This window comes from Amycolatopsis alba DSM 44262 (assembly GCF_000384215.1).
GTDB lineage: Bacteria > Actinomycetota > Actinomycetes > Mycobacteriales > Pseudonocardiaceae > Amycolatopsis > Amycolatopsis alba.
On record NZ_KB913032.1, the window covers coordinates 2,702,939 to 2,729,734 of the forward strand.

Below are 26,796 nucleotides of genomic sequence, written 5' to 3' on the forward strand. Positions count from 1 at the left end.
AGCCAAAGCTGTGCATCGCACATGAGTATGGCCCCGTCAGGGGGTGGCGCGCAGCCTGTCCGCGATCTGCTCGGGGGTTGCGTCGTTGATCCACACGGCCATCCCGGACTCCGACCCGGCCAGGTATTTCAGCTTGTCCTTGGACCGCAGGACCGAGAACACCTCCAGGTACAGCCAGCCGAGCTCGCGATCGCGTTTGGCGGGCGCCTGGTTCCAGGCCGCGATGTAGGGCAAAGGCCGGTCGTAGAGCCCGTCGCAGCGGCGAAGGACTTCGAGGTAGACGTCGGAGAAGTCGTCACGCTCGGCGTCCGACAGCGCGGGGATGTCGGGCACCTGGCGATGCGGCACGATCTGGACCTGCACCGGCCAGCGCGCGGCGGGCGGCACGAACGCCGTCCAGTGCTCGCCCGCGACCACGACCCGCGCACCGGATTCCCGCTCGGCGGCCAGGACGTCCCCCATCACCGGACGGCCGTGTTCGGCCTCGTAGGCGCGAGCGACCTCCAGCATCCGCTCGGTCTTCGGCGTGACGAACGGGTAGCCGTAGATCTGACCGTGCGGGTGATGCAGGGTCACGCCGATCTCTTCACCGCGGTTCTCGAACGGGAAGACCTGCTCGACACCGTCCATCGCGGAAAGTTCGGCGGTGCGGTCGGCCCAGGCGTCGACGACCGCGCGGACCTGCTTCGCGGTCAGCCCGGCGAAAGAACCGTCGTGGTCGCTGGTGAAACAGACGACCTCGCAGCGGCCGACGCCCGGCGCGATCGGCACCAGGCCCGCGCCGTCCACTGTGGACGAATCGCCGATGACAGTGCGGGAGAAGGAAGGGAAGCGGTTCTCGAACACCGCGACGTCGTAATCCGGCTCCGGGATCTCGCTGGGCTTACCGGGTTTCGTGGGGCACAGCGGGCACAGGTCGGCGGGCGGTTTGTAGGTCCGTGTCTGCCGATGCGCGGCCATCGCCACCCACTCGCCGGTCAGCGGGTCACGCCGGATCTCCGACGCCGCCGCGACCTGAGGCAGGTCTCGCGTGTCCTCGGCGGTGCGGTCGGGTGCGCCGGGCGAGTCGAAATAGATGATCTCCCGGCCGTCGGCCAGGTGCCTAACCGTGCGCTTCACGCTTCTTCAGCCTCAGCCGTCTCCGCCGTTTCGGCGATCATCAGCTCACCCGACTGCTCGGTGAGCGTTTCCCTTGCATTGTCGGACAACCCGTCGTCCGTGACGACGACGTCGGCCTCTTCGAGCCCGGCGATGGTGGAGATGCCGACGATGCCCCACTTGGTGTGGTCGGCCAGGACGACCAGCTTGCGGCCCGCTTCGACGAGCGCGCGGTCGGTCTCGGATTCGGTGAGGTTCGGCGTGGTGAAACCGGGGCCGTCGGCCATCCCGTGCACACCGAGGAAGACGACGTCCAGGTGCAGCGACCGCAGGCTCTGCACGGCGACCGGCCCGACGAGGGCGTCCGACGGGGTGCGGACGCCGCCGGTGAGGACCACCGTGCGATCCGGCTGGTTCGCGCCGCGCAGTACGTCGGCGACCTGGATGGAGTTCGTGACGATCGTCAGGCCGGGGACCTCGTCGAGCGCCCTGGCCAGCGTCCAGGTGGTGGTGCCCGCGGAGATGCCGATCGCGGTGCCCGGCCGGACCAGCCCGGCGGCGAGGGCGGCGATGGCCTCCTTTTGAGCACGCTGGCGCACGGATTTCGCCTCGAACCCCGGCTCGTCGGTGCTCTTGCCGACGATGGAGGTGGCGCCGCCGTAGACCTTCTCGACCAGTCCCCGGCCGGCGAGCACGTCGAGGTCGCGGCGCACCGTCATATCGGAAACGCCGAGCCTGGTGACGAGGTCGCTGACCCGGACCGCCCCGGTCCGGCGTGCCTCCTCGAGGATCACCGCCTGTCGCTGCCGCGCGAGCACGAAGCCTCCGATGACTATACTGGATCAACTACACAAAATCCTACACGATCAAACATGGCGCGACGAGCCGCTGGCCCGTTTCTGGGCGGCCGCGCTCGACGGCTACGAAGTCGCACCCTATGACGAAGAAAGAGCTTGAGCGCCTTCGCTCGTTCGGCTTTTCCAGCCCCGAGGAAGACCCTTCGGTCTTGGTCGAAGCGGAATCGGGCCCGCGACTCTTTTTCAACCGCCGACCCGAAGGAAACGAGTTCTGTCTCGTTACTCCGCGGGGGTCTCTTCGGCCTGCTTGACGCCGTCGATCGGGACGCCGCGGAAGCTGAGCACGAAGAGTGCCACGGCTCCGAAGAAGAGCGCGATGTCGGCGACGTTTCCGACGAACCAGCCGTTGTAGTCGATGAAGTCGACGACATGACCGCGGGCGAAGCCGGGCTCGCGGAACAGGCGGTCGCCCAGATGCGTCGTCGCGCCGCCGAGCAGAAGGCCGAGCGAGATCGCCCAGCCCGCCGAACGGACCTTGCGCGAGATCCACAGCAGCGCGACCACCGCGACCGCGGCCAGGATCGCGAAAATCCAGGTGGACCCCGAGCCCAGCGAGAACGCCGCGCCAGGGTTGTAGAGCAGCCGGAACCGGATGAAGTCGCCGATCACCGGGATCGGCGCGCGATCGGTGAGGGCGTCGACGGCCCACCATTTGGTCAGCTGGTCGGCGGCCAGCAGCACCGCGGCCACCAGCAGGGTCCACAGCAGACGGCGGGGCGGCATCTCAGGCGCGTTCTCGGTGCTCATCACCCGTCAGCGTAATGGCGAGCGCGTTGAGCGCGGCGGGGAAGCCCACGTAGACGGCGAGATGCAGGATCGCCTCGACAGCCTCCCTGAGCTCCCCTGCGTCCCTCGCTTCCTGGAGGACGTCGGCCAGCTCCGGCGCGACGCCGCCCTTCGCCGCGTACACCGCGATCCGCTTGAGCCGCCGGGTCGTTTCGTCGTCCTGCTCCAGGTCGCCGCCGACGTTCACCACGGCGGCACGGTGGAACGCGAGCTGCGCCTCCGCGTAGCCCAAGGCCTCCAGCGCGGCGACCGTCACCAGTTGCCGCTGCGCCAGAGAAAGCCCCGGCCGCTGGTAGACGCCGCCGTAGACGAAGGCGACGGCCTCCTTGCCGTAGTCCGCCGCCTGAACGGCGTCGAACAGCTCCAGCACAGCGGGATCCTCGACGCCGCCGAGAAGCCGGAGCAGCTCGAGCCCCTTGTCGTAATCACCCATCAGGCAGGGGCGCCTGGAAGCCGCAAGGTCATCAGCGCGCCGCCCGCGGGAGCGCGTCCCGCGTAGACGTCGCCGCCGTGCCGCTGCGCCGCGTGCTGGACGATCGCCAAGCCGAGCCCGGAACCGGGCAGCGTCCGCGCCTCGGACGAGCGGTAGAAGCGGTCGAACACCTTCGGCAGGTCCTCGTCGGCGATCCCCGGCCCGGCGTCCTCGACCTCCAGAACCGCGGTGCCGTCGCCGACCGGGTACAGCCGGACCCCGACCGTCGATCCTTCCGGCGAGAACTTCACCGCGTTGTCCAGCAGGTTCAGCACCGCGCGTTCCAGCGCGCTGGTGTCGCCGGTCAGCACCCACGGCTGGAGCGAGACGTCGAACTCGATCTCGCCCGCGCGGCGGCGCGCCCTGTCCAGCGCGCGCTCGACGACGTCGACCATCTCGACCCGCTCGTGCTCGATCCGCGGCTCGTCCTGGCGCGCGAGCTCGACGAGGTCGCCGATCAGCTGGGTCAGCTCGTCGAGCTGGCCGCGGATGTCGGCCTCGATGTCGCTGCGGTCCTCGTCGGACAGCGTCCGCGCGCCCGGCCTGCTCGCGGACAGCAGCAGCTCGAGGTTGGTGCGCAGCGACGTCAGCGGGGTCCGGAGTTCGTGACCGGCGTCCGCGACGAGCTGCCGTTGCCGTTCCTGCGATTCGGCGACCGTGCCCAGCATCGTGTTGAAACTCTGGGTGAGGCGGGCGAGTTCGTCGTCGCCGCTGACCGGGATCGGCCGCAGGTCACCGGTGGTGGCGACGCGTTCCGCCGCCGACGTCAGCCGGTCGACCGGCCTCAGGCCCGCTCTCGCGACGGCGGTCCCCGCGGCCGCGGCGACCAGGATCCCGGCGCCGCCGATCAGGAAGAGGACCACCGAAAGCTCGTTCAGGGTGCGCTTGGTCGGGCCGAGCGACTGGGCGAGCACCATCGCCTGCCCCGCGCCCTGCGGGAGGGCCACGACGCGGCTGTCGGTCTTCGGGTCCGTGCGCAGCGACAACGCCTTGTCCCCGGAGGCGACCGCGATCTCGTCCTCGCCGTACGGCGGACGGCTCCCGGACTGCGGATAGGTCAGCCGGACCTTTTCCCCGACCGTCAGCTGGCCGATCTGCAGGTCCGCGCTGGCGAGGAAGGCGCCGGGTACCTGCTGCAGTTCGGTCTGCACCTGCGGTGAATCGACCGCGGCCTGCGCGCGGGCGAGGAGGTTGTCGTCCACCTGCTGGTAGAGGTTGTCGCGCACGACGAGGTACGCGCCGAGGGACACCAGCGCCACCGCGCCCGCGACCGAAGCGGCCGCGAGCAGCGTCACCCGGCCGCGGAGCGAGAACCGCCGCGTGCCCCAGCGGTCGCCGCGCGGATCCTTTTCGGACGCGTCGACGACTTGGACCGGCTCGGTCACGGCGGGGTTTCCCTCAGCACGTAGCCCACTCCCCGCACCGTGTGGATCAGCCTCGGTTCGTTCCCAGCCTCGGTCTTTCGGCGCAAATAGCCGACGTAGACCTCCAGCGCGTTGCCCGACGTCGGGAAGTCGTATCCCCATACTTCCTCCAGGATCCGGCTACGGGTCAAGACGTGTTTCGGGTACGAGAGGAACAGTTCGAGGAGGGCGAACTCGGTCCTCGTCAGGCTGATCTCCCGGCCTGCCCGGCGCACCTCACGCGTCCCGGGGTCCAAGGTGAGATCCGCGAACGACAGGATCTCGGCGTTCTGCCCCGCCTGCGGATCCGGGATCGCACGACGCAGAAGCGCCCGAAGGCGCGCGAGGAGCTCTTCGAGCGCGAAGGGCTTCGGCAGGTAGTCGTCGGCGCCGGCGTCGAGGCCGGACACCCGGTCGGACACGGTGTCCCGCGCGGTGAGGACGAGAATCGGCAGGTCGTCACCGGTGCTTCGCAGGCGTCGGGCGACCTCCAGGCCGTCGAGCCGCGGCATCATCACGTCGAGGACCATCGCGTCGGGTCTGTTGGCGATGATCGCTTCCAAGGCCTGCGCGCCGTCCCCGGCCAGTTCCACCTGGTACCCGTTGAACTCAAGGGATCGCCTGAGTGATTCACGGACGGCCCTGTCGTCGTCCACTACGAGGATGCGCATGACGACAGTCTTACGCAGAGTGCTGAGACTCGCCTAAGAACACACACAGAACAAACAAAGAGACTTCGGCAGTCCACAAGACGTTTCAGCCGGTCTCGGGCCCTTTCGCAACGGGTGCGTTCCATCTGCGCCACAAAGCGAGCATTCGGACCCCCACCACGACGGCAGCTGCTACCACCGTCACCGCCCCCGGCGGCAGTCGCAGAGAGTGACCGATCACGACGAGCACGGCCCCCGCGAGAGCGGCGACCGCGTAGATCTCCTTCCGCAGCACGAGCGGGATTTCCCGAAGGAGAAGATCACGCACCGCACCGCCTCCGATACCCGTCGTCATCCCGATCAGGCACGCCGCGTAGGGGGTGGCGCCCGCGTTCAACGCGATCGTGGTCCCCGCCGTCGCGAACACCCCGAGCCCGAGCGCGTCCGCGAGCAGCACGGCGCGCCGCAGCTTCGCGATCTGCGGATGGAAGACGAACACGAGCAGCGCCGTCCCGCCGCACACCGCGAGATAAGGCCAGGTCCGCAGCGTGGTGGGCGGCGTGATCCCGAGCAGGACGTCACGGATGACCCCGCCGCCGAGTGCCGTGGTCAACCCGACGACGACCACCCCGAACACGTCCAACCTGGACCGCACCGCCGCGAGCGCCCCCGAAGCGGCGAACGCGATCAAGCCGAGGAACTCGAGCGCGGTGAGGATCATTACTGGTCGAGCAGGCCACCGCGGTAGGCCAGCAGCGCGGCCTGCACCCGGTTCGCCGCGCCGATCTTGGACAGGACGGCCGAGACGTAGCCCTTGACCGTGGCCTCGGACAGGTGCAGGCGCCCGCCGATCTCCGCGTTGGACAGTCCCTGGCCGATCAGCCCGACGACCTCACGCTCCCGTTCGGACAGCGACGCGAGCAGCTTGCGTGCCGGCTGCGCCGCCCGCTGCTCGTCCCGATGCGACTGGACCATGCGCGCCGCGACCCCCGGATCGAGCACCGCGCCACCCCTGGCGAGGTCTCGGACGGCCCTCAGCAGCGCCGCCGGGTCGATGTCCTTCAGGAGGAAGCCGTTGGCCCCGAGCCTGAGCGCGAGACTGACGTAGTCGTCGATGTCGAACGTGGTCAACATGGCCACCGTCGGCGGATCAGGCAACGCGAGAATGGCCCTCAGCGCGCGAATGCCGTCGTCAGGCGCCCGCATCTTGATGTCGAGCAACGCGACGTCAGGGTGGTACCGCCGGGCGACCTCGACAGCTGATCTCCCGTCGCTCGCCTCGCCCACGATCTCGATGTCGGCAGCGCCGGACATCATGGCACGCAGGCCCGAACGGACCAGTTCCTCGTCGTCGGCGAACATGAGCTTGATCAACGAAGCCCTCCGGCAGCCGGGGGAGCGGCGTCTCGCGTCCCGTTAACGAAGATTACCTACTGTTGTTCAGGGTTTCGAAACCAGACACGTACGAGTGACCCCTGCGGGTCATCTGTGTCGATCTAGCTCTCGATTCAGACCCTGTTTCCTGGGTGTGAGTGTGCGTGCTCGGGGACGGATCCGCAGGTCGAGTGTCACTAGGCGGTCAGTGTCCGGTTCTCGCCTTGATCCCTTCGGGGGTTGGGTGCACAACCGCCGTTCGGGTCATTCCGGGCTTTCACCGGCCTGGCCGCTTGCTCTCCTCAGGGGCGCCTTCGCCCTCCTGTGCTGCTACGCGTAGCTACGCGCTAGGCTGTGCCTGGCAGTACATGCCCTCGTAGCTCAGGGGATAGAGCACCGCTCTCCTAAAGCGGGTGTCGCAGGTTCGAATCCTGCCGGGGGCACTCTTCGGGATCACGGACTCGAAGGGAGTCGGCAGCTCTAAGGTCGCTTCGCGATACAACCAGCTCAGCGATCACTGAAGAGATCATCTCCATGATCGGGCTTGGGCATCCTTTTCGCTGCTTCCGGAGCGGGTGACACCCCAGATGACACGAGATCCTCAACCGTGATCAGCGGTCCAGCCGCGATCTTCGCCAAAAGGGCGTCTTGACTCGGCTCCAAGGCTACGCAGCACCCCAGCACGTTCAGCAAATCAAGTAGCTCAGTGGTCATGGCTGGCGTCCAATGAGTGGCAACGATGTCGTTGAGCGGAGACGAGCGGGTTCCGTCCGGCTTTCGCTTGCGATAACCGAACCAATGCTTCAGGACCGGCATACCTGCGACTTCGAAAGCCATCATTTCGGGGGAGACCGGCGCGATTACACCCTCTCCGATATGAAGCGTACGGTTCAAGTCATCATACTGAAGTTTCTCGGGCATTCGTTCTGGCAAGTCAGATATTCCGAGTTGCACGACCGGCCGATCCGCTTCCATACGCGGCACCCCTTCAGGACGGCCCGCCTCAGGATCAGCGCATCGCTCCCCATAGGTGTGCAACCACAGCACCTCGCGCCCCAATTTCACTGCCGCCCGCCAAAGAGCGCGACTGCTCGTGAGCGGTACACGCACGCCGGGGCGCTTGAGTTCGTCCCTGTAGCGTCTGGTGAAACCCCCATGCCCAGTGATAGCGGCCAGGTAGGCTACTAGGTCTTCGGCCAGTATTGAACATTTCAGCCGGGCGGATAGGTATCCAAGCAGTCCAGGACTTACGTTGACCGCAGTCCCCCGTGCATCGCGGTACAGCGGAAGAACCCGCCCGCCACGGCCAGAATGAAAGTGCATGTCCGGAATCAGGGCCGAGAAGACCAATCCCGGTCCAGACGCTATAGGATGCGCGTGCTGTTCGACAACAAAAATCTGCTTACTAGAGTGGGTGTACCATAACGGCGGCCTCGGCCTGTCATGAACCCTGCAATCCGAAATCACCCACTTGCGATCGAAGGACCTGTGCGCGACCTGACACAAAGGAGCACGCGTACCGGACTCGGCGCCAAGGGTACCGACATGCTTGGCCATCCCTGGCGTCTGCGCCTTCTCGACGTTTACCCTGCTATCACCCGTCTCCTTCAAGAGAGCCGCCTTCTCGGGCCGCGACGCAGCGATCAACGTCACCCAACGCTTGCGTAAAGTCTCGGGCTCCGGCGCATACACCCATGTTCGGTTTGGCTTCACTCCGGGTAAAGCCCATGGCATCAGATCAATGACAGAAGGCATGGACGACCAGGTATCAGACTCGCCGATGTCGAACGGCGCAGCCCAATCATCTACACATTCCTGCCATCGAGGATCGTCTATACCCAAACTCTCCAGGGCCTCAGCCTTGACACTTACATCACCCTCGACACGAATTCGATGCACTCGCGCGGCCTTACCTGGCTCCGGACCGCCTCGACGGATGAACACCGCGACGCAGATCGGCTGCTGATTCGGGCGAAAGAACCTGGTTTTCATAGGCGGTTGATGCCCCTCAGGGGTGAGATCGACGATCCATCCCTCGTCAGCCGTCCGGCGAAGATACTCACGCATCCCGACAAAGCCAGGACCAGCCAGAAAACTGGCGGAACAAACGAAGGCGACGACCCCCGATGGATGTCCAGGATGTGCGTCGAACGCCTTCCAAGTCGCCCAGCGCCAGAAATAGATGTATTTGTTGGACAGTACATATTCATGACGCCCGTTCCCGATCTTCCGGAAGGCCTTGAGGCCCGGAGCGTCCTTGCCAACCCCAGAATCCTCGATCCATGGGGCAGTACCACCGGCCTTGTCACCATAAGGCGGATTCCCAAGCACCACCATCACGGGCTCCTCGCGCTTAACCTGGTTGGCTCCCCGTCGAGACCGATCTATCGCCTCGTACATCTTTCCCAACGGCAGCGTCTGCGCGTCAGGGTCATCCAAAGTATCGGCAAGGAACCTACGTTCGCCATGAGGGACCTCGGATCGATGACGCTTCTTCAACAAACTGTGCACTCGTAATTCAGCGACCGCGTACGGAGCCGCTTGGTTTTCGAAACCGATCAGCCTCGTTGCTAGTTCACGTAGATGCGGAGCGACCGCGCCCGGCCCCTCTTCGATCTCGACGGTCGCCGCAACCGTATTGACGACCTCGGCCAGAAAACTTCCGGTTCCCATCGCCGGGTCGACCACGATCACATCTCGTTCGGCAAACCCCAATCGACGGCCAAGCCGTTTTTGCAGCACCTCGTCAACGAACCGAGTCGTGAACGACACCAAAGCTGCCGGAGTGTAGTAGACCCCACTTTTTCGACGCAATGCAGGGTCGTAGTTATCGAGAAAGTTCTCGTACAACATCGAGTAAGAATCGTCCGGAAATTCTCCCCAGTCGACAACACTCAATACCCTGATCATTGTCGTGAGTGCAATGCTCAACTCATCTTCCGGCTGATCGGTGAGCACCGTGAGCGCTCGCCCCATCAGTGAATGCTTTTTCCCAAGCAACCTGGCGATCTCGCCGATCGAACGCCCCTGAAAGCTGACACCTTCGACCCTGGCCAGCAGAAGCGCGAAGGTGATCGTCTGCGCGTACTGGTCCGCGAACTGAACATCGGTCAGACTCGGAAAAAGAACCTGCCGCCAGTCCATCGCAAGCAGGCTGAAGGTCTGTTGTCGAGTACGGCCGCTTCGCTCTCGGTCCAGTTCGGCGATGACATCGTCCCGCAGCAAACGACAGAGGTTCGACGTCAACCGCACCAAGTCATTCAAAGTCCGCGGCCGCTCCGGCTCCCAGAGCAGGAAGTTGGTCATGACACGAGCGAAGCCGCCGTTCTCCGCATGCAGCTTCTCGCCCGCCCGGTCGAGCCCAGGAGTCAAACGGGCGACTTCCCCTTGTAGCTTGCCGAACTTGTAGCGAGCGAACTGCTCACCATCACTGTAGAGAACATTGGGCAAAAGTTGGAACTTTTCCCATTGATTCTTGTCATGAGGGGAAGGCCTTGCCCAGGTTCCAGGTATGCCATGTCCAGGCTTCTTCAACTCGACATATCCGACGCGAGCACCTGCGACGTCGATCGCATAGTCTGGCCGGAGGGCCAGCGCCGGCAAGCGAGTCTCGCCGATGGTCGTCACCGGGAGCCCAACACTCGCTGCGATCGCGGCGATCATTTTCTCGAACGGCCCTCGCAGGTGATCTTCCTGCGACCCCTGACCTGTGAGTAGTTTGCGTGTCACCGCCCGACCGAAGTCGGAAATCACCAACTCCAAGGCTGGGGCACCCTTGGCCTCAACGACTGCCCGACTTCGACGCATGCCCGCCTCCCCACGGCCGATACACCATCCTTTCTTTAAGAAACCCTCTCGCCACAGAAATGTGTTCCCCTCAACGGGTACAAGTGCAATCTTCGCGACCACTCAGGGTTTTCACAATTTCCCCATTACTCACTTTTGCACCAGCCATAGAACCAAGTGCACGAACCTACCGCCGTTCGAGTATCGGTAATAACAAGTTGAAATCGGTACGCAAACTACATGCACGTCACCATCATTGCGATCTCCCCCTCACCTTGTAACCACTTGAACAAGCGGGTTTCAGACCTCATGAAAGTCGCTCAAGCGGTGAGCCTCGACGGAGGACTCCGTCGCTGCCAGCCAGTGCGGATAGGTGACGTAGACCAGTTCCGTGTCCTCGTCGGCCGCATAGACGACCTCCGTGCCGACCCGCAGGTAAATCACCTCACCGGCTCGGGCGGTCACCGAGCCCGACGGGCCCTCGACGGTGAAGACGCCGGATGTGACGACCAGAGCCTCGTCGTAGGTCATCTTCCACGGGTTCTTCTCGCCTTTGCGGTAGCGCCCGAAGCCGACGGACATCGCCGAGCGGCTGTCTTGCGAGAGGACGTCGGCCAGGAAGATCTGCTGGTCAAGTCGCTGGAACCAGGTCGAAGCGTCGTCGCTCGTGAAGTGCTCGACGGACATCCAAGTCTCCTTAAGTGGAAGTTCCTCCACTTAGCTAACCGGAGAAAGTTCCACTTGTCTACCGACTAAGCTCATCGAGTGCTTCCCATCGCAGGATCCGGGCCGGTAGAGCGGGCGGACGCGGCTCGCAACCGGCAGAAGATCGTCCGCGCGGCGGCCAAGCTCGTTGCGACCAAAGGGATCGATGGGCTCGCGCTGGACGAGGTCGCGGTGGAGGCGGGCGTCGGGATCGGCACTGTGTATCGCCGTTTTCCGGACAAGGGCGCGTTGGCGCAGGCGTTGCTCGACGAGAACGAGCGCGAGTTCCAGGAAGCGTTCATCAGTGGGCCACCGCCGCTCGGACCCGGAGCACGACCGGCCCAAAGGCTGAAGGCCTTCACAGACGCGTACGTCGACAGGCTCGAGACGCACGGCGAGTTGCTCATGGTCGCGGAGACCGAGACGCCGATGGCACGGTTCGTCACCGGCGCATACCGGCTGCACCACAGTCACCTGGTCGCGCTGATCAGCGAGATCGCGCCGAAAGCGGATGCCCATTTCAGGGCAGACGCGCTGCTCGCGCCACTGGCGGCGGCGCACTACGTCTACCAGCGGCAAAGCATGACGCCGGAGCAGATCAAAGCGGGGCTAAGAGATCTCTACGGGACCCACACGTAGAACGCCGTCGTCCAGCGGCACGCAGCGCTTCCCACCGCGGCCACGGAGAGCAGCGAAAGTGCCGCGAGGGTAGACGACGTCTATCCACCCACAGGGATTCGCGGGCCGGTGCACCTCGAAGCGCACCGGACCATCGCCAGAGTCCAAGGTGACCACAGCGCCCCGAGGCACAGCATCGACGTCGAAGCCCGAGAGCACGATGTTCCGCCGCGCCAGCAGCGGGTCGCCCGGCACAGCGGCAGAGAACAGTGTAACCGCGGCCGAGCGATGCGCGGGGTGGTTGAAGTACCGGTCCCCCACCAGCCCCAGTCCCGCGCGCACCTCGACGAGGTCGCGCGAGACCGGCGCCGGGTCAGGACGCGGCCCCAAAGCGGGACGGCCCTCGTACGCGTGCACGGAAGAGACGTGCAGCGCGACGATCAGCGCTCGCCCAGTTGCCATTCCGGCCGCACGTAGTGGCAGGTGTAGCCGTTCGGGATGCGCTCCAGGTAGTCCTGGTGCTCCGGCTCGGCTTCCCAGAAGTCGCCGGCCTGGGTCACCTCGGTGACGACCTTGCCCGGCCACTTGCCGGAGGCGTCGACGTCGGCGATCGTCTGTTCGGCGACCTGCTTCTGCGTGTCGTCCGCGTAATAGATGGCCGACCGGTAGCTCGCGCCGAGGTCGTTGCCCTGGCGGTCGCGGGTCGTCGGGTCGTGGATCTGGAAGAAGAACTCCAGGATCTGCCGATACGTCAGCCGCGCCGGGTCGAAGACGATCTCGATGCCTTCGGCGTGCGAGCCGTGGTTGCGGTAGGTCGCGTTCGGCACGTCGCCACCGGTGTAGCCGACCCTGGTGGAGACGACTCCGGGGTGCCGGCGGAACAGGTCCTGCATGCCCCAGAAGCAGCCGCCCGCGAGAACAGCCTTTTCCGTCACTGTTGATCTCCTCTGGTCGTTGACATCCAGTACAACGTGTCGCACCGTCCCTGTCATCCCCGTCCAAGTGTGACGGAACGCTTACGTCCGCCGTGCGTCTCACACTGGGTGAAGCTCCTGCTCGCGGTCCTCGCCCTTCTGCTGACCGGCTGCTCGACGGCCCCACCAGGTCCAAGCCCGGAAGAAGCCTTCAGGTTCGGCGGGATCTCGATGCCCGCGAGCGGCAAAGTGCTGGAAACGCAGTACGACCGGGGCATCGACGCGCGATACGTGGTCGTCCTGAGCCTTCCCCCGGAGGACGTGCCCAAGTTGCTCGAAGCGTCGCGCTTCGCGCCTGGAGCCATGAAGGACGACCAGCTCATCGACGGCCGTCGCGTGTACCGCGAGGTCACCGCGCAAGGGACCACGGTGCGCCTCGAACTCTTCACCACGTGAGCACTCAGCGTGAAAAGGATGGGCCGTTCAGGCTCAGCTGAGTGACCCCCTAACGTGTTACCCCACGCACCATCCGCCGGAGGACGCATGGATCCGTTCCGTGTACCGCCCGAAATGTTCCGTTTCACCGACGGCAGCAGCTCAGGGCTCCCCCTGGCGATCCTGCACGCCTTCGGCGAGGCGAACGAGCGGCTCGAGACGGCGCTCGGGATCGACGACGTCCGCACGGAGCTGCGGTCGGTCGGCTGGCTGGAGACGCTGGGCGACGAAGACCTCGTCAGGGCTCTGGACCAGCTGCGGAACGACAAGATCCTCGACCTCGTCCAGAGTCACGCGGGCGACTACCGGACTGCGTCCGAGTACGAGCGCCGCAATCTCCAGTACTCGCTGACCAGGCAGGGCGAAGCGGCGTACGCGGGTGTGGTCCGCGCGAACGAGGTGCTCAACGCCACCGGTGCGCTGCAGACGGCGACGCTCGAAGCGCTGGGTGAGCGGCTCGGCGAGCTCGCGAAGCAGCTCGAGGACGGCACCGACAGGCGTGTGTTCAGCGCGCTCGCCGAGGCCGAGAGCCACCTTGAGGCGTTCCGGGACAACACGAAGCGCTTCAACGGCGAACTCCAGCGGCTGCTGCGCGCCGAAGCCGACCTCGCGGCGTTCCACGAGGTCAAGGCGAGCACGGTCGCGTATCTGCAGGAGTTCCTGAACGACCTCGAGCATCACACCCACACCATCGCCACCCGCGTCAAGGAGATCGACGACCACGGCATCGACCTCGTGCATCGGCGGGCGCTCAACGGTGCGACGCTCCAAAATCCGGATCAGCGCTGGCTCGACCTCCGCAAGGCGCGCTGGGACGGGTTGCGCGCGTGGTTCCTGCCCGAAGACGGCGGGACGCCGCGGGTCGAGGACCTACACGTCCTCGCGCGGCGGGCAATCGTCGCGCTGCTTCAGGTGCTGGACCGGATCACCGAATCGCGGCGGCGCGCGAGCAGCGCGGTCGCCGATTTCCGCGAGCTGGCGCGATGGTTCACCGTCGTCCCCGCCCAGGAGGACCTGCATCGCCTGTGGTCCACGATGTTCGGGCTCAGTTCCGCGCGGCACGCGCATCTCGCCCACGCGGACCCGGAAGTCGTGAGCACGACGGCGTCGTGGCTCGACGCGCCGCCGGTCGAGGTCTCGGAGCTGCTCCGGTCCGCGGGCCGCACCGAGCGGTTCACCAAGACCGGACGCGTCCGCGACGTCACCGCGCTCCGGGCGGCGAGAGCGGTACGGGCCCAGGAAGAGCGCGCCGAGCTGGAAGCGGCGTGGAACATGCTCGACACCGGTGGGGCCGTGCGGCTTTCGGCGTTCGAGAAGCTGGACCACACCGTTTTCGAGCGGCTGCTGGATCTGCTCGGCCAGGCGCTCGGCAGCGCCACCGACGAGAGCGGCGCGCGGCGGAGCACGACGTCCGACGGCCAGATCGAGATCATCCTGCGGCCGTCGCGCACCGGCGCGGTGGCGCGGCTGACCACCACGAGCGGCGTCTTCCGCGGCCCCGACTACGAAATCGAGATCAGCACGGCCGGAGGTCGTGCGTGAGCCTCACGAACCAACTGGTCATCGCGGAGCGCGAAGAGGTCGCGCGCGGGATCCGGGCGCTGCTGGCCACGCCGCTGATCGGCGAACGCGGCGCCCCTGAGACCTTCGACCTCATCCGCCGCCGCCGCGAACCCATCCGGCAGTGGTTCGACTACTACTGCGGCTGGACGCTCACCGTCGAGCCCCGGCTCGGCTATGCCCGGCTGGTCAAGGTCCGCGCGGCCGCCGACCCCACCCGCCCGGCGCGGCGAAAGCGGTCCGGGCGCGCGGCGTTCGACCGCCGTCGTTACGTCCTGTTGTGCGTGGTGGCGGCCGAGCTGCTCACGGTTCCGGTGACCACCATCGGCCTGCTCGCCGACCGGGTCGCGCACGTCAGCGCCGCCGACGACCTCGTCACCACCTTCGATGTCAGCTCCAGGGCGGAGCGTCTCGCGTTCGTGGACGTCCTCAAACTCCTGGAGTCCTACGGCGTCCTCGAAACCGCCGACGGCGACGCCGAGTCCTTTGTGGACGAACCTGCCGCGAAGGTGCTGTTCCGCGTCGACGCGACCCTGTTGCTGCGGATACTCGCCGCGCCGGTCGGGCCGTCGCAGCTGGCCGTGCCCGCCGACGACGTCGCGCTGCGGTTCGAGGAACTGCTGGAGGCGGTGTCGCACGAGCAGCGCTACGGCCTCTCGTCGGGACGCCACGAGGACACGCCGAGCGCGTCCGACGTCCAGCGGAACCTGTGGCTCCGGCACACCGTCTTCCGCCGTCTCGTCGACGATCCGGTGCTGTACTTCGCGGAACTGACCGCGGAAGAGCGCGCGTACCTCGGCTCGCCGACCGGGCGCCAGCTGCTGCGGCGTGCCGCGGAACAGGGCGGTTTCGTCCTCGAAGAACGCGCGGAGGGTGTGCTGCTCGTCGACGTCGACGGGCTGGCCACCGACGAGAAGTTCCCCGACGACGGCAGCAACGCCAAGGTCGCCGCGCTCCTGCTGCTCGACGTGCTCGACGAGCCGAGGACGACCGACTACCTGCGCAACGCCACCGCCAAACTGCTGAAACGGTTCCCGCGCTGGGCCAAGACCTACCGGGGCAAGGACGGCGTGCGGCGGCTGACCGTCGACGCGCTCGCCGTGCTGACCGGTTTCGGGCTGGTCCGCACCGAAGCCGAACTCGTCCGGCCGCTCCCGGCCGCCGCGAGGTACACCGACCGAAACGAGGAGGCGCCGTGACCGTGACGAGGTGGGTCCCGTCCCGCGCGGGCATCCTCAACATCTGGCGCTACTACGACGAGATCTTCGAGTTCCACGACGGGCGCCTGCTGCTGCGCGGCCCCAACGGGAGCGGGAAGTCCAAGGCGCTGGAGCTGCTGCTGCCGTTCCTGTTCGACGCGAGCCTGCGTGCCAACCGGCTGTCGACCTTCGGCACCAGCGAGCGAAGCATGCACTGGAACCTGATGGGCGAAGGCGCTTCCGGCGCCACGCGCGTCGGGTTCGTCTGGCTCGAATTCGGCATGGCCGGGGACCAGTGGTTCACCTGCGGCGCGCGGCTTCAGGCCAGCACACACACGAGCACGGTGCACGCCGACTTCTTCACCACTGATCTCCGGGTCGGCGACGGTCTGTCGCTGGTCAACGAGGCTGGCCAGCCGCTGACCAAGAACGCGCTGGAGGAGGCCCTCGGCGAGCACGGCACCGTGCACGCCGGCGCGGCCGAGTACCGCGCGGAGATCCGCGCGAAACTGTTCCCCACCTTGAGCGAGCAGCGGTACGACGCGCTGATCACCGCGCTGCTCCAGCTGCGGATGCCCAAACTCTCGCAGCGGCTCGACCCGAGCCTGCTGTCCAACCTGCTCTCCCGCGCGCTTCCGCCGCTGGGGCAGCAGGAGATCGCGGATCTCGCCGAGGGCTTCGAACGGCTCGACGCGCAGCGCGAACGGCTGGGCTCGCTGGAGACCGAGGTCGACGCGACCCGCGCGCTCGCCGCCCGGCAGAAGACCTACGCGCAGCGTGTCCTGCGCGCGGGGGCCGCGAACCTCATCACCGCGACCACCGAACTCGACGAGCTCGCCGCGGCCGCCCGCCGTTCGGCGGAGGAGCACGACGACGTCGCCGCGAAGAAGGAAGCCGCCGAGGAACGCACGGCGAAGCTCGAAAAAGACGTCGAAGAGACCAGTGCCCGCCTCTCCGGGCTGACCGAATCCGAGTCGTACCAACAGGGCCAGGAGCTCGACAAGCTGCGGCAACGGACCCTGTCCGCGCAGGAGAAGGCGGAATCACTCCGCGCCGACGCCGATCGGCTTCGCGCCGAGGCGGACGCCGACGAGGAGCGGTCGCGAGCGGCGCACCAGGTGGCGAAGCGGCAGACCGACCTCGTCCGCGCGCAGGAGATCGAGGTCCGGGCCGCCGCGACCCGCGCGAACCTGGCCGGGGTGCACGACGAACTCGTCGCCGGACTGGGCGGTGCCGCCCGGCTCCGCCCGTTGCTGCAGGCGGCCATCCGCGGCAAGCGCGACCAGGTCGAGGCCGTCGGCCGGGCGCTGGACAAGCACGAACGCGCCGTCGGCCGCCGTCACCAGGCCGAGGCGGATCTGGACCGGGAGAGGTCGGATTTCGCGGCCGCGCAGGAAAAGCTGGACCTCACGACGGCGACCCGCGAACTCGCGCTGAGCGATCTGCGGACCCGGCTCGCCGAATGGGCGATCGGCTGCCGCGAGCTGCGTTTCCCCGACGTCGAAGCGCTCGTGCGGGACGCCGAGGCGGAAGTCTCGCTACTGGGCAGGATCAGCGCGGTCGCCGAAACCGTGCTCGAAGACATCACGCGGCGGGAGGCGGCGACCGGTGCCGCGCTGGCCACCGCGCGTGTCGAACACGACGAACTCCTCGTCGAGGCCGGTGTGCTCGAGACGGAGGACGTCCTCACGCCGGAGCCGTCGCGCACCCGCACCGCGGACCGGACCGAGATGAGCGGCGCGCCGCTGTGGCGGCTGGTCGATTTCGCGGGCTCGGTCCCGGAAAGCGCGCACGCGGGGATCGAGGCCGCGCTCGAAGGCGCCGGTCTGCTGGACGCCTGGGTGAACTCCCACGGTGTCGTCGAAGGACATGACGTGCTCTTGGAGACCGGGACCCTCCCGGTGGCCTCCGTTCGTTCGCTGGCCGACGTCCTCGTGCCGGAACCCGACGCGGAACTCGCGCCCGCGAAGATCCGGCGGGTGCTGGAAGTGATCGCGTTCGACGACGCGCTCCCCGCCGGTCCGGCCGCGATCGGCGCGGACGGCGGCTGGCGGATGGGCAGCCTGTCGGGAAGCTGGGCGAAGGAGGCCCCGGCCTACATCGGCGCTTCCGCTCGTTCGCGTGCCCGTGAGCGGAAGATCGCCGCGCTGCGGGACGAGATCTCCTTGCGCGAGAAGACCATCGCCGAGCTGGAAGGCGAACTGGCCGCGCTCCGCGGCAGGCGCGAACTGATCAAGATCGAGCGCGCGGCCCGCCCCGGTCACGAAGATCTCCTCGCCTCGACTCAGGAGATGACCGCGGCCGAGGCCGACCTGACCTCCGCCGACGCCGCCGTCCGGCACCGGGAGACGGCCGTCTCCGCGCTGGAGTCCGAGGCCAAGACGGCCCTGCGCGAGCTGACCGGCCAGGCGTCCGACAACGGGCTGCCGACCGAACGCGCGCCGCTGGCCGAGCTCGCCACGGCTCTGCGCACCTACTCCGACCAGGGCGAGAACTGGTTGTACGAGCACGGGAACCTGTTCACGGCGACCCAGCGGGCCGGGACGTTCGCCGAACAGGCGGACCGGTCGGCGGGGAACGCGGTCCGCCGTGAGGACGAGGCCTCCGAGGCGGAGGCCGAGCGCACGAAACTCACCGCGATGCTGGACGCGATCGAGGGATCCGTCGGCACCGGCTCGCGCGAGGTGCTCGCCGAGATGGACGGCCTGCGCACGAAACTGCGCGAGCTCTCGGGTGAACTCCGCACCGCGAACGCGCGCGCCAAGGAGCTGGCCGTGGCGCTGGGCGCCCTCGGTGTCCGGCGCACGAACGACGCGCGGGCCCGTGAGGACGCCGCCAAGAAGCAGGACGCCGCCGCGCACCGGTTCCGCAAGCTCGCCACCGGGGTCTTCCCGGCGGACGGCGGGATCGAGGACCTGCCGAAGTTCCAGGCCACCCTGTCCGCCTCCGAAGGGGTGCGGGCGGCGCTCGACACGGCCCGTCTGGTGGCCGCGGCGTGGCCGTCCGTGCCGCACGCGACGGGCAACCTCGGCGAGGCGCTGCACCGGCTCTCCGAAGCCGTCCACACCTGCCGGAACACGCTCAGCTCGCGCGCGGAACTCGATCTGGAGACCGACGAGGACGTCCAGATCTTCACCGCCGTCGTCGACGGGCTGCGGGTCGGCGCGGCCGAACTGCTGAAGATCCTTTACGCGGAGGCGGAACAGAGCAGGCACGAGATCACCGGCCGCGAGAGCGACCTGTTCGACAAGACGCTGACCGGGGAGACCCGCCGCCATCTCGCGGCCCGGATCCGGCAGGCCAACGACCTGGTCGACGGGATGAACGCGCGGCTGGAACGGGTGCGGACCGCGTCCAGGGTCGCCGTCCGGCTGGTGTGGCAGGTCTCCCCTGATCTGCCGCCGGGTACGAAGACCGCTCGGGATCTGCTGCTGAAGGATCCGGACGAGCTGACCACCGAGGACCGCGCGTCGCTGCACAAGTTCTTCCGCGAGCGCGTCGAACAGGCGAAGGCCGACGACACCGCGACCAGCTGGGAGCAGCAGCTCGCGCAGGTCTTCGACTACACGTCCTGGCACCGGTTCGTGGTCAAGGTGGACCGCGCGAACGGGGCGGGCTGGCAACTGCTGACCAAAAAGCTGCACGGCGCGCTTTCCGGTGGCGAGAAGGCGATCGCGCTCCACCTGCCGCTGTTCGCCGCCGTCGCCGCGCACTACCAGGCCGCGCCCGAGGCGCCGAGGGTGATCCTGCTCGACGAGGTGTTCGTCGGCGTCGACACCACCAACCGGGGGCAGGTGTTCGGCCTGCTGTCCGCGCTCGACCTCGACCTGATGCTGACGTCGGACCACGAGTGGTGCACCTACGCCGAACTCGGCGGGGTCGGGATCCACCAGCTCATCACCGGCGGCGACGGCGACGACGCGGTCACCACGGCCCGGTTCACCTGGAACGGGCACGACCTCCTGCCCGCCGAACCACGTTAGCCTGAGCGGCCCAAAAGCCGGTTCCTTCCTTGTGCGGCGCGGGACGGCTCGCTACGTTCCTGCCAGTGGCGCCGACGGCTGTGCGGATCCAAATGCTGGGTTCGCTGCGCGTGTGGCTCGACCGGGCGGAAGTCGACCTCGGCCCACCGGGCCGTCGTGCCGTCCTGGGGTTGCTGGTCCTCGCCGGCGGTGAGGCGATGTCCAAGCAGGATCTGGTGGACGCGCTCTGGGGCGAACGGCCGCCGCGCAGCGCGGTGAACGTCCTCCAGACCCATGTCAAACATCTGCGACGGCTGCTGGAACCGGACCGGCCGTCGCGGTCCGGGAGCGAGATCCTGCCGTATGTCGGCGGTGGCTACGCGCTGCGCTGGGACGTCGTCGAGATCGACCTGCCCCGCGTCCGCGGGCTCGCCGCCGAGGCGAACGACGCCCAGCGCGACGGCGAGACCGCCCGTTCCGCGGCCCTGCTCGGCGAGGCCCTGCGCCGGTGGCGCGGCAAACCGCTGGCCGATGTCCCTGCACTCGCAACGCATCCGAAGGTCGTGGCCCTCGCCGCGGAACGCCGGGCGCTGCTCGCCAGGTACGGCGACGCGATGCTCGCCATCGGCGCGGCCGAGGAGGTCTTGACCGAGCTGGTCGAGGCCGCCACGGATCAGCCGCTGGACGAGCCCGCCCAGGCCAGGCTGATCCGCGCGTACCACGGCGCGGGCCAGCGGGCGACGGCTTTCCGGCTCTACCAGGAGGTCCGCGGGCGGCTCGTCGAGGAACTGGGGGTCGAACCCGGAGCCGAACTCCTCGCGGCGCACGCCGCCCTGCTCGACGACGGGGAACCGCCGCCCGGCCCGCGTCCCGCCGCCAGAGTGCCCCGGCAGCTGCCCGCGGAACCGCCCGGTTTCACCGGCCGGACGACCGAACTGTCCATTTTGGACGAACTGATGCCGAAGACGGGCGGTTCAGGCGGCGCGGTGGCGCTCGCGGCCGTCACGGGGACCGCGGGGGCGGGTAAGACCGCGCTGGCCGTGCACTGGGCCCACCGGGTGAAAGACCGGTTCCCCGACGGGCAGTTCTACGCGAACCTTCGCGGTCATTCGCCCGGTCCGCCGGCGACGGCGCTCGAAGTGCTCACCCGGTTCCTGGCCGCGCTGGAGGTTCCCGCCGAACGCCTGCCCGCGGACACGGAGACCGCTTCCGCGTTGTACCGGACGCTGATGACCGACCGGAAGGCCTTGGTATTGCTGGACAACGCCGTCGACGCGGCCCAGATCCGGCCGTTGCTGCCCGCCGGGCCGGGCTGCCTGGTGCTGGTCACCGCACGGGACCGGATGACCACGCTGGTCGCCCTGCACGGCGCCCGGCGGCTCACCCTCGGCATGCTGGATCCGGGTGAGGCGCTGGAGTTGCTCGGGCGGGTGCTCGGTCCCGAATGGATCCGGGCCGAGCACGAAGCGGCCGCCGAGGTGGCCGGGCTGTGCGCGTATCTGCCGCTGGCGCTGAGGATCGCCGCGGCCAACCTCGCCGACAATCCGGGGAACGGCGTCGAGGACTACGCCATCGAGTTGCGCAAGGGCAATCTGCTCGCCGCGCTCACCGTGCCGGGTGACGAACAGATCGCCGTCCGGACCGCCTTCGACCTTTCCTACGCGGCCTTGCCCGCGGAGACGCGCCGCGTGTTCCGGCTGCTGAGCCTGGTGCCTGGCAACGATATCGGCATCGAAGCCGTCGAAGCCCTCACCGGTTCGGAGCGGGCGGGCGCGATCCTGGACACGCTCGCGGGCGCGCATCTCGTCGAGCAGCACGCGCCGGACCGCTATCACTTCCATGATCTGCTTCGCCGCTACGCCGCCGATCGCTTGACCTCGCTGGAATCCCCGGCCGAAAGCGGATCCGCCCGCTGCCGGTTGCACGAGTGGTACCTGCGTGGCGCCGAAAACGCGGCGAAGATCGTTTACCCGCACATGTTCCGCGTTCCGCTGTCCGTGCCGGACGGTCCCGCTCCCGCCGCTTCGAAGGAGAACGCGGCCGAATGGCTGGAGGCCGAACTGGGGAACCTCGTCGCCGTCGTCGAGGACGCGGCGCGGTCCGGGCCGCTGCCGGTGGCCTGGCTGCTGGCCGACACCCTGCGCGGCTACTTCTGGATGTCGTTACGCCAGGTCGAATGGCGGGCGGCCGCCGGGGCCGCGCTGTCCGCCGCCGAGGAGGACGGCGATCCGCGCGCCCGCGCGGCCGCGCGGTTCAGCCTCGCCGACCTGAGTTTCCGCCAGGGAAGGTACCGGGAGGCCGTCCGGCACTACGCAGGCGCGCTCGTGCTCGCCCGGCGGTCAGGCTGGGTGGAGGCGCAGGCCGCGGTGCTGGGCAACCTCGGTTGCGCGTACTGGCAGTCCGGACGGCTCCCGGCCGCCGCGGTGCGGTTCTCCCGTGCGCTGGAGCTGAGCAGGCTCGCCGGACGGCCCGCCGGGGAAGCGGTCGCGCTGGGCAATCTGGGACTCGTCCACTGGGAGATGGGCGACCTGCCCAGTGCGGCGACGCACTACGTCCAGGCCTTGCGCCGGTATCGCGGGCTGGGTTCGCGCTACGGGGAGGCGATCAACCTGGCCAACCTCGGTCAGGTGCAGCACGCCCGCGGCCGGTTCGCCGAGGCGGCGGGCCTGCTCGCCAAGGCGCTCGCCCTGCACCGCGAGGCCGGGAACCGTGCGGGGGAGGCGGAAACCCTCGGCAGGCTGGCCTCGGTGTACTGCGACCTCGGCAGGCTCACCGAAGCGCTCGATCACGCGCGCGGCGGGCTGCGGCTCGCGCGGGAGACCGGCGAACCGCGCGGTGAGGGCGAGGCGCTCGTCGCGCTCGCGGGCGCGCATCAGCGAGCGGGTCACCGGCAGGACGCCGTCCGCCGGTACCGGCAGGCGCTGGCCCTGCTGCGGGAGACCGGCGACCGGTATCCCGAGGTCGACGCGCTCATCGGGCTCGCCGTCGCGACCGGCGACCTCGGCCAGGCCCGGCAGGCGCTCGCCCTTGCCGACCGGGCGGGCTACGGCGAGCTGCGAAACCGGGCGTCAGCCGCTGTCGAGTCGATTCTCCGCGCCTGATTCACCGCGCCTGATTCACGCGGGGTCGATGCCGCTTTTGACCTTGTACTCGCCCGCCGGGAAGAAGTTGACGATGACCCACGGGTTGACGCCGTGTTCCTTGCCGTCCTTGTCCCCGCAGGAGAACTCGCTCGTGTCGGTGGCGGTCCAGGTGCCGTTTTCGACGATGGGCTTCCGCAGCGACTCCTCCATCCTGCCGACCCAGCGGCAGGCCGGGGTGTGCACCCGCGGGGTCACCGAAGGATCGGCCCAGACGACCGTCCCGCCGTCCGCGCACCACGAAAGGTTGTAGGTATAGGTCCACTTCCCCGGATCTTCGAGCACGACCGGCCTGATGGTCTTGACGCCGGTCGAGCACGGCCGCGCGGCGCTCGCCTCTTCGGTGGCGGCGAACGTGAGCCCGGCGCAAAGGACCACCGAACCGGCAAGAACGTTCTTGATCGTCATTACTCCCCCTGAATCCGTTGTCGTTCCACTGTTCCGCTGGTTCCTCCTCGCCCGCAAGCGGCCGGACGCCGGATCCAATCGACGTCCAATCGGCGTCCAGAGCGGCCGAATAGCTTGTGAGCGCACTGTTTCCGCTGAGGGGAGTACGGATCATGAGGGCACGACTCAAGAAGGTTCTGATCGCGGCGATCACCACGGTGACCGTCGCGGCGTCGCTCGCCGTCGGCGGCGCCGGCACGAGTTCGGCGCAACCCGCCGGGCTGAGAGCGTTCGCGATCTCGGCGGACGGCAAGCTGATGGCCACCTTCACCACGGGCAACCCCCAGAGACTCGACTGGGTCCTGCTCGTACAGGGGCTCACCGGCGGCGAGACCTACCTGATCGGGATCGACTTCCGGGTGCAGGACGGCAAGCTGTACGGGGTGGGGAACAAGGGCGGCATCTACACGATTTCGACCCCGGCTTCGGCTTCGAAAGCGCCCGAGGTCATCCTCAAGAAGGTTTCGCAGCTCACCGTTCCGCTGGAAGGCACGAACTTCGGCGTCGACTTCAACCCGGCCGCCGACCGGCTCCGGGTGATCAGCGACACCGGGCAGAACCTGCGGCACGACTTCGGGACCGGCACGACCGTGGACACCCCGCTCACCACACCGCCCGCCACCGGCCGGACCACCGGGGTCACGGCCGCCGCCTACACGAACAACGACCTCAACCCCGACACCGCCACCACGTTGTTCGACATCGGCACGGCCACCGACCAGGTGCTCATCCAGTCGCCTGCCAACAGCGGGCTCCTGGCCCCGACCGGGGCGCTCGGCGTCAACGCCGGCCCGATCGCGGGCTTCGACATCTACAGCGATCTGACCTACGGCAAGACGACGTCGGTGAGCGGGTTCGCCGTGCTCAACCCGCCGTCGGGCCCGCCGTCGTCGTTCTACACGGTCAACCTGCTGACCGGCGCGGCGACCAAGGTCGGTGATTTCCCCCTGGCGATCGGGGACATCGCCGTCGCACTCGACACCAACTGAGAAAGAATTCGTGAGTGGTGAGGATGGTGTTGGTCATCCTCGCCACTCACGAGTGCGAGTGGCGGTCGAGTGTGGAGGATTCGGGACGTTGAACGTCCCGAATCCTCCACCGTCGAGCCCGACAGCCGCGGAACCACCACCCTCGCCCAGGTCAGGCGTGGTAGGCAAATACAGGTCCGCGCTGGCCATCCTCACCACTCACGAATCCACCCACGGTCTGAGCCGGAAGTACAGACCGTGAGCCGATCCGGGCAGGCGGCCGGATCGGCAGGCTCGTCGGCATGGAAACAGATCACGTCTTCCCCGGACGCCGCGTCGCCGCGGTCTCGATGATCCTCGGCCCGGTCCTGCTGCTCACCGGAACGCTGCTGCGGTCGCGGTTCAACTTCTTCTTCCCGGACCAGCTCAAGGCGATGAGTGACCATCCGGCGCTGATGACGGCCGCGTACACGTGTTTCCTCGCGGGCAACGTCCTGCTGTGGCCCGCGATCATCGTGCTCGCCGCGAAGATCGGCCGCACCAGGCCGGCACTGGCCGCGTGGGGTGGTCTCTTCGTCCTCTTTGGACTCTTCGAGCGCACCTTCCACGCCGGGATCGACCAGGCCGCGCTGGGGCTCGTCAGGCGACGCGGGGCCGGATTCGCCGAAAGCGTGGTCAGCGAGTCGTACCAGGACCTGCATCTGTTCAGCTTCCTGTCGTTCACCATCATGTTCGGCTGGTACGTCCTCGCCTTCGCCGCCTATCGCGCGAAAGTACTCGGCGTCGTCCAGTCGATCGGGCTGGCGACGATGGGACTTCTGCCGCTCGGCGTGCTGAAGGGAACCGAAATCGTGTCGATCATCGGCACCGCCGGACTTTGTGTCGCGTTGGTCCCGGCCGGAATCGGTGCATTACTGGAAAGTCCCAAACCGAGCAGGCGGACGGTGTTGCTCACCGCGATCGCCGTTCCGGTTCTGGGCGCGCTCGCTTTCGCGAGCTCACTGGGATGAGGATTTCCTCAGGCAGTTCGCGCGGGCGTTTTCCGTGCCCTGTCATCGGATTCGTGGTCGCGCCCCGCCGGGAGGCAGCTCATCAGCAGTACGACACCGACAGCACCGAGAAGCATGTGCCCGGCGAGGATGCACAGCCCGCAGAATCCGATCCACAATGAGATCTTCATTCTCAGATGGTAGGGCTCTTTTCAGGAGCGGGGCCCGAACTTGGGAAAGACTTAAGGTCTCCTTTGGGCAAAGGGTCTGTTCGACGGCCGCGCGTAATACAGCACCAGCGAACCCGTCGCGGCCAGGAAGACCACCTGCATCAGGCTCCGCGGCACCAGTTCGTCCATCACCGACGCCACCGGCCCGTTCAGCGCCTTGTACACGTTCGCCGGGAACATCCCCAGCAGCAGGAGGGTCAGCCCGGCGGCCGCCCACGGCGCCGTGCGCGACCACAGCACTCCCGCGGCGCCCGCCAGTTCGAGGACGCCGGTGATGGTGACCAGCAGGCCGGGCGCGGGCAACGCGGGCGGCACCATCGCGACGAGCTCTTCGCGCATGCCGACGAAATGCGCGAGCCCGGTCGTGACGAACAGCGCCGCGACGCCGCCGCGCACGGCAACCGGCCAGGGCTTCAAGCGCCGGACACCGAAGGCGCCCAGCAGGAACAAGGTCACCGTGACGGCGACCAGCATCAGTACGGGTACGAGACCGGGATCCATGACCATGCCCTCCGAGCAGCGAAACTTTCCACTGACAAGATGCGCCCTCGCGGGCCATCTTGTCAATGACTAGATTCGGCGGCTAGATTCGTCGGCATGAGTCCGTACCACCACGGCGACCTGCGCCGGGCCGTGCTCGACGCCGCCGTCGCGGCGATCACCGAACACGGCCCGGCCGGGATCAGCCTCCGCGACCTCGCCCGGCGCGCGGGTGTCTCGCACGCCGGGCCGGTCCACCATTTCGGCGACAAGGCCGGGGTGCTCACCGCGCTGGCGGCGGAGGGATTCGACCTGCTCGCGGACACCCTCACGGCCGAGGGCGAGCGTGACTTCGCCGAGGTCGGGGTGGCCTACGTGCGGTTCGCGATCGAGCATCGCGCGCATTTCGAGGTGATGTTCCGCCCCGAACTCCACCGCCAGGACGACCCCGCCCTGGCCGCCGCCCGTGATCGCGCGGGCCTCCTGCTGACCAGTGGCGCGTCGTCGGTCAGCGACGACGAGATGGCGGGGGTCGCCGCGTGGTCGCTGATGCACGGCTTCGCGAACCTGTGGCTCACCGGCGCGCTGCGTGCCGAGCACCTCGAGGATCCGGACACCGCCGCCCGCGCGATCGCCCGGATCCTGTTCCCCTGATCAGACTGA

At 67.9% G+C, this 26,796-nt stretch carries 24 protein-coding genes and 1 tRNA gene; 10 read left to right on the forward strand and 15 right to left on the reverse strand.

Going from position 1 to position 26,796, the window contains the following annotated elements:
* Window positions 1–36: 36 nt before the first annotated feature.
* The 8 genes from galT to AMYAL_RS0112655 all read right to left on the reverse strand — a co-directional run bounded on the left by galT (window position 37) and on the right by AMYAL_RS0112655 (window position 6,640).
* The gene (gene galT, locus AMYAL_RS0112620; RefSeq protein WP_020631669.1) at window positions 37–1,119 is read right to left on the reverse strand and encodes a galactose-1-phosphate uridylyltransferase; all 1,083 of its coding nucleotides are present in this window, start codon (window positions 1,117–1,119) and stop codon (window positions 37–39) included.
* Window positions 1,116–1,916: a DeoR/GlpR family DNA-binding transcription regulator gene (locus AMYAL_RS0112625; RefSeq protein ID WP_020631670.1), complete on the reverse strand. Its 801-nt coding sequence runs from the start codon at window positions 1,914–1,916 to the stop codon at window positions 1,116–1,118. Before AMYAL_RS0112625 ends, galT begins: the two co-directional genes overlap by 4 nt.
* Window positions 1,917–2,174: 258 nt before the next feature.
* The gene (lspA, locus tag AMYAL_RS0112630; protein WP_026467008.1) at window positions 2,175–2,702 is read right to left on the reverse strand and encodes a signal peptidase II; all 528 of its coding nucleotides are present in this window, start codon (window positions 2,700–2,702) and stop codon (window positions 2,175–2,177) included.
* Window positions 2,680–3,174, reverse strand: coding sequence for a carboxymuconolactone decarboxylase family protein (locus AMYAL_RS0112635; RefSeq protein WP_020631672.1), 495 nt, complete (start codon window positions 3,172–3,174; stop codon window positions 2,680–2,682). Before AMYAL_RS0112635 ends, lspA begins: the two co-directional genes overlap by 23 nt.
* On the reverse strand, window positions 3,174–4,598 hold the full coding sequence (locus AMYAL_RS0112640; RefSeq protein ID WP_020631673.1) for a HAMP domain-containing sensor histidine kinase: 1,425 nt from the start codon (window positions 4,596–4,598) through the stop codon (window positions 3,174–3,176). Before AMYAL_RS0112640 ends, AMYAL_RS0112635 begins: the two co-directional genes overlap by 1 nt.
* On the reverse strand, window positions 4,595–5,287 hold the full coding sequence (locus AMYAL_RS0112645; RefSeq protein ID WP_020631674.1) for a response regulator transcription factor: 693 nt from the start codon (window positions 5,285–5,287) through the stop codon (window positions 4,595–4,597). The genes AMYAL_RS0112640 and AMYAL_RS0112645 overlap by 4 nt, the downstream gene beginning before the upstream one ends.
* Before the next feature lie 85 nt (window positions 5,288–5,372).
* The gene (locus AMYAL_RS0112650; RefSeq protein WP_020631675.1) at window positions 5,373–5,987 is read right to left on the reverse strand and encodes a trimeric intracellular cation channel family protein; all 615 of its coding nucleotides are present in this window, start codon (window positions 5,985–5,987) and stop codon (window positions 5,373–5,375) included.
* The gene (locus tag AMYAL_RS0112655) at window positions 5,987–6,640 is read right to left on the reverse strand and encodes a response regulator (RefSeq protein WP_005155565.1); all 654 of its coding nucleotides are present in this window, start codon (window positions 6,638–6,640) and stop codon (window positions 5,987–5,989) included. The genes AMYAL_RS0112650 and AMYAL_RS0112655 overlap by 1 nt, the downstream gene beginning before the upstream one ends.
* A gap of 370 nt (window positions 6,641–7,010) precedes the next feature.
* Between AMYAL_RS0112655 and AMYAL_RS0112660 the strand changes: the two genes are divergently transcribed.
* Window positions 7,011–7,083: transfer RNA gene (locus AMYAL_RS0112660), tRNA-Arg, on the forward strand.
* A 64-nt stretch (window positions 7,084–7,147) separates the two neighbouring features.
* On the opposite strand, the gene AMYAL_RS48400 is transcribed toward AMYAL_RS0112660, so the two are convergent.
* Together AMYAL_RS48400 and AMYAL_RS0112670 are read right to left on the reverse strand one after the other, a co-directional pair.
* Window positions 7,148–10,393 (reverse strand): type ISP restriction/modification enzyme, encoded by a 3,246-nt coding sequence (locus AMYAL_RS48400; protein WP_245193383.1) that lies wholly within the window; start codon window positions 10,391–10,393, stop codon window positions 7,148–7,150.
* Window positions 10,394–10,726: 333 nt separating this feature from the next.
* Window positions 10,727–11,113, reverse strand: a complete 387-nt coding sequence (locus AMYAL_RS0112670; protein ID WP_020631677.1) for a cupin domain-containing protein — start codon at window positions 11,111–11,113, stop codon at window positions 10,727–10,729.
* A gap of 78 nt (window positions 11,114–11,191) precedes the next feature.
* Between AMYAL_RS0112670 and AMYAL_RS0112675 the strand changes: the two genes are divergently transcribed.
* Entirely contained in the window at window positions 11,192–11,770 is a 579-nt protein-coding gene (locus tag AMYAL_RS0112675) for a TetR/AcrR family transcriptional regulator (protein WP_020631678.1), read from the forward strand.
* Here AMYAL_RS0112675 and AMYAL_RS48405 read toward each other — a convergent pair.
* Window positions 11,741–12,211: an MOSC domain-containing protein gene (locus tag AMYAL_RS48405; RefSeq protein ID WP_084702117.1), complete on the reverse strand. Its 471-nt coding sequence runs from the start codon at window positions 12,209–12,211 to the stop codon at window positions 11,741–11,743. The two genes, AMYAL_RS0112675 and AMYAL_RS48405, sit on opposite strands and share 30 nt — an antisense overlap.
* Window positions 12,190–12,684 carry a peptide-methionine (S)-S-oxide reductase MsrA gene (gene msrA, locus AMYAL_RS0112680; protein ID WP_026467009.1) on the reverse strand — a complete coding sequence of 165 codons (495 nt, stop codon included), beginning with the start codon at window positions 12,682–12,684 and terminating at the stop codon, window positions 12,190–12,192. Before msrA ends, AMYAL_RS48405 begins: the two co-directional genes overlap by 22 nt.
* A 69-nt stretch (window positions 12,685–12,753) precedes the next feature.
* On the opposite strand from msrA, the gene AMYAL_RS0112685 reads away from it, so the two are divergent.
* The 5 genes from AMYAL_RS0112685 to AMYAL_RS0112705 all read left to right on the forward strand — a co-directional run bounded on the left by AMYAL_RS0112685 (window position 12,754) and on the right by AMYAL_RS0112705 (window position 22,980).
* Window positions 12,754–13,119: a hypothetical protein gene (locus AMYAL_RS0112685; RefSeq protein WP_245192903.1), complete on the forward strand. Its 366-nt coding sequence runs from the start codon at window positions 12,754–12,756 to the stop codon at window positions 13,117–13,119.
* Window positions 13,120–13,206: 87 nt separating this feature from the next.
* Complete coding sequence (locus AMYAL_RS0112690) at window positions 13,207–14,700, forward strand: TIGR02677 family protein (RefSeq protein ID WP_020631681.1); 1,494 nt, start codon at window positions 13,207–13,209, stop codon at window positions 14,698–14,700.
* Window positions 14,697–15,917: a TIGR02678 family protein gene (locus AMYAL_RS0112695; protein ID WP_020631682.1), complete on the forward strand. Its 1,221-nt coding sequence runs from the start codon at window positions 14,697–14,699 to the stop codon at window positions 15,915–15,917. Before AMYAL_RS0112690 ends, AMYAL_RS0112695 begins: the two co-directional genes overlap by 4 nt.
* A complete protein-coding gene (locus AMYAL_RS0112700; RefSeq protein ID WP_020631683.1) occupies window positions 15,914–19,900 on the forward strand; it encodes a TIGR02680 family protein in 3,987 nt (1,328 codons plus the stop codon). The genes AMYAL_RS0112695 and AMYAL_RS0112700 overlap by 4 nt, the downstream gene beginning before the upstream one ends.
* A gap of 65 nt (window positions 19,901–19,965) precedes the next feature.
* Window positions 19,966–22,980 (forward strand): AfsR/SARP family transcriptional regulator, encoded by a 3,015-nt coding sequence (locus AMYAL_RS0112705; RefSeq protein ID WP_245192904.1) that lies wholly within the window; start codon window positions 19,966–19,968, stop codon window positions 22,978–22,980.
* 15 nt (window positions 22,981–22,995) lie between these two features.
* On the opposite strand, the gene AMYAL_RS0112710 is transcribed toward AMYAL_RS0112705, so the two are convergent.
* A complete protein-coding gene (locus AMYAL_RS0112710) occupies window positions 22,996–23,427 on the reverse strand; it encodes a hypothetical protein (RefSeq protein WP_020631685.1) in 432 nt (143 codons plus the stop codon).
* Window positions 23,428–23,579: 152 nt separating this feature from the next.
* On the opposite strand from AMYAL_RS0112710, the gene AMYAL_RS0112715 reads away from it, so the two are divergent.
* Window positions 23,580–24,455, forward strand: coding sequence for a DUF4394 domain-containing protein (locus tag AMYAL_RS0112715; protein WP_020631686.1), 876 nt, complete (start codon window positions 23,580–23,582; stop codon window positions 24,453–24,455).
* Window positions 24,456–24,736: 281 nt separating this feature from the next.
* A complete protein-coding gene (locus AMYAL_RS0112720) occupies window positions 24,737–25,444 on the forward strand; it encodes a hypothetical protein (RefSeq protein ID WP_020631687.1) in 708 nt (235 codons plus the stop codon).
* 8 nt (window positions 25,445–25,452) lie between these two features.
* Here the strand turns inward: AMYAL_RS0112720 and AMYAL_RS49225 are convergent, their stop codons facing one another.
* Together AMYAL_RS49225 and AMYAL_RS0112725 are read right to left on the reverse strand one after the other, a co-directional pair.
* Window positions 25,453–25,614, reverse strand: a complete 162-nt coding sequence (locus tag AMYAL_RS49225; protein WP_157358205.1) for a hypothetical protein — start codon at window positions 25,612–25,614, stop codon at window positions 25,453–25,455.
* Between the two features lie 51 nt (window positions 25,615–25,665).
* Complete coding sequence (locus tag AMYAL_RS0112725; RefSeq protein ID WP_020631688.1) at window positions 25,666–26,160, reverse strand: DoxX family protein; 495 nt, start codon at window positions 26,158–26,160, stop codon at window positions 25,666–25,668.
* 90 nt (window positions 26,161–26,250) lie between these two features.
* On the opposite strand from AMYAL_RS0112725, the gene AMYAL_RS0112730 reads away from it, so the two are divergent.
* Window positions 26,251–26,787 carry a TetR/AcrR family transcriptional regulator gene (locus tag AMYAL_RS0112730; RefSeq protein ID WP_020631689.1) on the forward strand — a complete coding sequence of 179 codons (537 nt, stop codon included), beginning with the start codon at window positions 26,251–26,253 and terminating at the stop codon, window positions 26,785–26,787.
* The last annotated feature ends 9 nt before the right edge of the window (window positions 26,788–26,796 follow it).

Excerpts from the sequence above, each read along its gene's own strand:
- AMYAL_RS48405 (WP_084702117.1), bottom strand. The coding sequence starts at position 12,211 with ATGGCAACTGGGCGAGCGCTGATCGTCGCGCTGCACGTCTCTTCCGTG.
- AMYAL_RS0112650 (WP_020631675.1), bottom strand. The coding sequence starts at position 5,987 with ATGATCCTCACCGCGCTCGAGTTCCTCGGCTTGATCGCGTTCGCCGCT.
- lspA (WP_026467008.1), bottom strand. The coding sequence starts at position 2,702 with ATGAGCACCGAGAACGCGCCTGAGATGCCGCCCCGCCGTCTGCTGTGG.
- AMYAL_RS0112710 (WP_020631685.1), bottom strand. The coding sequence starts at position 23,427 with ATGACGATCAAGAACGTTCTTGCCGGTTCGGTGGTCCTTTGCGCCGGG.
- AMYAL_RS0112670 (WP_020631677.1), bottom strand. The coding sequence starts at position 11,113 with ATGTCCGTCGAGCACTTCACGAGCGACGACGCTTCGACCTGGTTCCAG.
- AMYAL_RS49225 (WP_157358205.1), bottom strand. The coding sequence starts at position 25,614 with ATGAAGATCTCATTGTGGATCGGATTCTGCGGGCTGTGCATCCTCGCC.
- AMYAL_RS0112725 (WP_020631688.1), bottom strand. The coding sequence starts at position 26,160 with ATGGTCATGGATCCCGGTCTCGTACCCGTACTGATGCTGGTCGCCGTC.
- AMYAL_RS0112730 (WP_020631689.1), top strand. The coding sequence starts at position 26,251 with ATGAGTCCGTACCACCACGGCGACCTGCGCCGGGCCGTGCTCGACGCC.
- AMYAL_RS0112720 (WP_020631687.1), top strand. The coding sequence starts at position 24,737 with ATGGAAACAGATCACGTCTTCCCCGGACGCCGCGTCGCCGCGGTCTCG.
- AMYAL_RS0112645 (WP_020631674.1), bottom strand. The coding sequence starts at position 5,287 with ATGCGCATCCTCGTAGTGGACGACGACAGGGCCGTCCGTGAATCACTC.
- AMYAL_RS0112635 (WP_020631672.1), bottom strand. The coding sequence starts at position 3,174 with ATGGGTGATTACGACAAGGGGCTCGAGCTGCTCCGGCTTCTCGGCGGC.
- AMYAL_RS0112715 (WP_020631686.1), top strand. The coding sequence starts at position 23,580 with ATGAGGGCACGACTCAAGAAGGTTCTGATCGCGGCGATCACCACGGTG.
- AMYAL_RS0112690 (WP_020631681.1), top strand. The coding sequence starts at position 13,207 with ATGGATCCGTTCCGTGTACCGCCCGAAATGTTCCGTTTCACCGACGGC.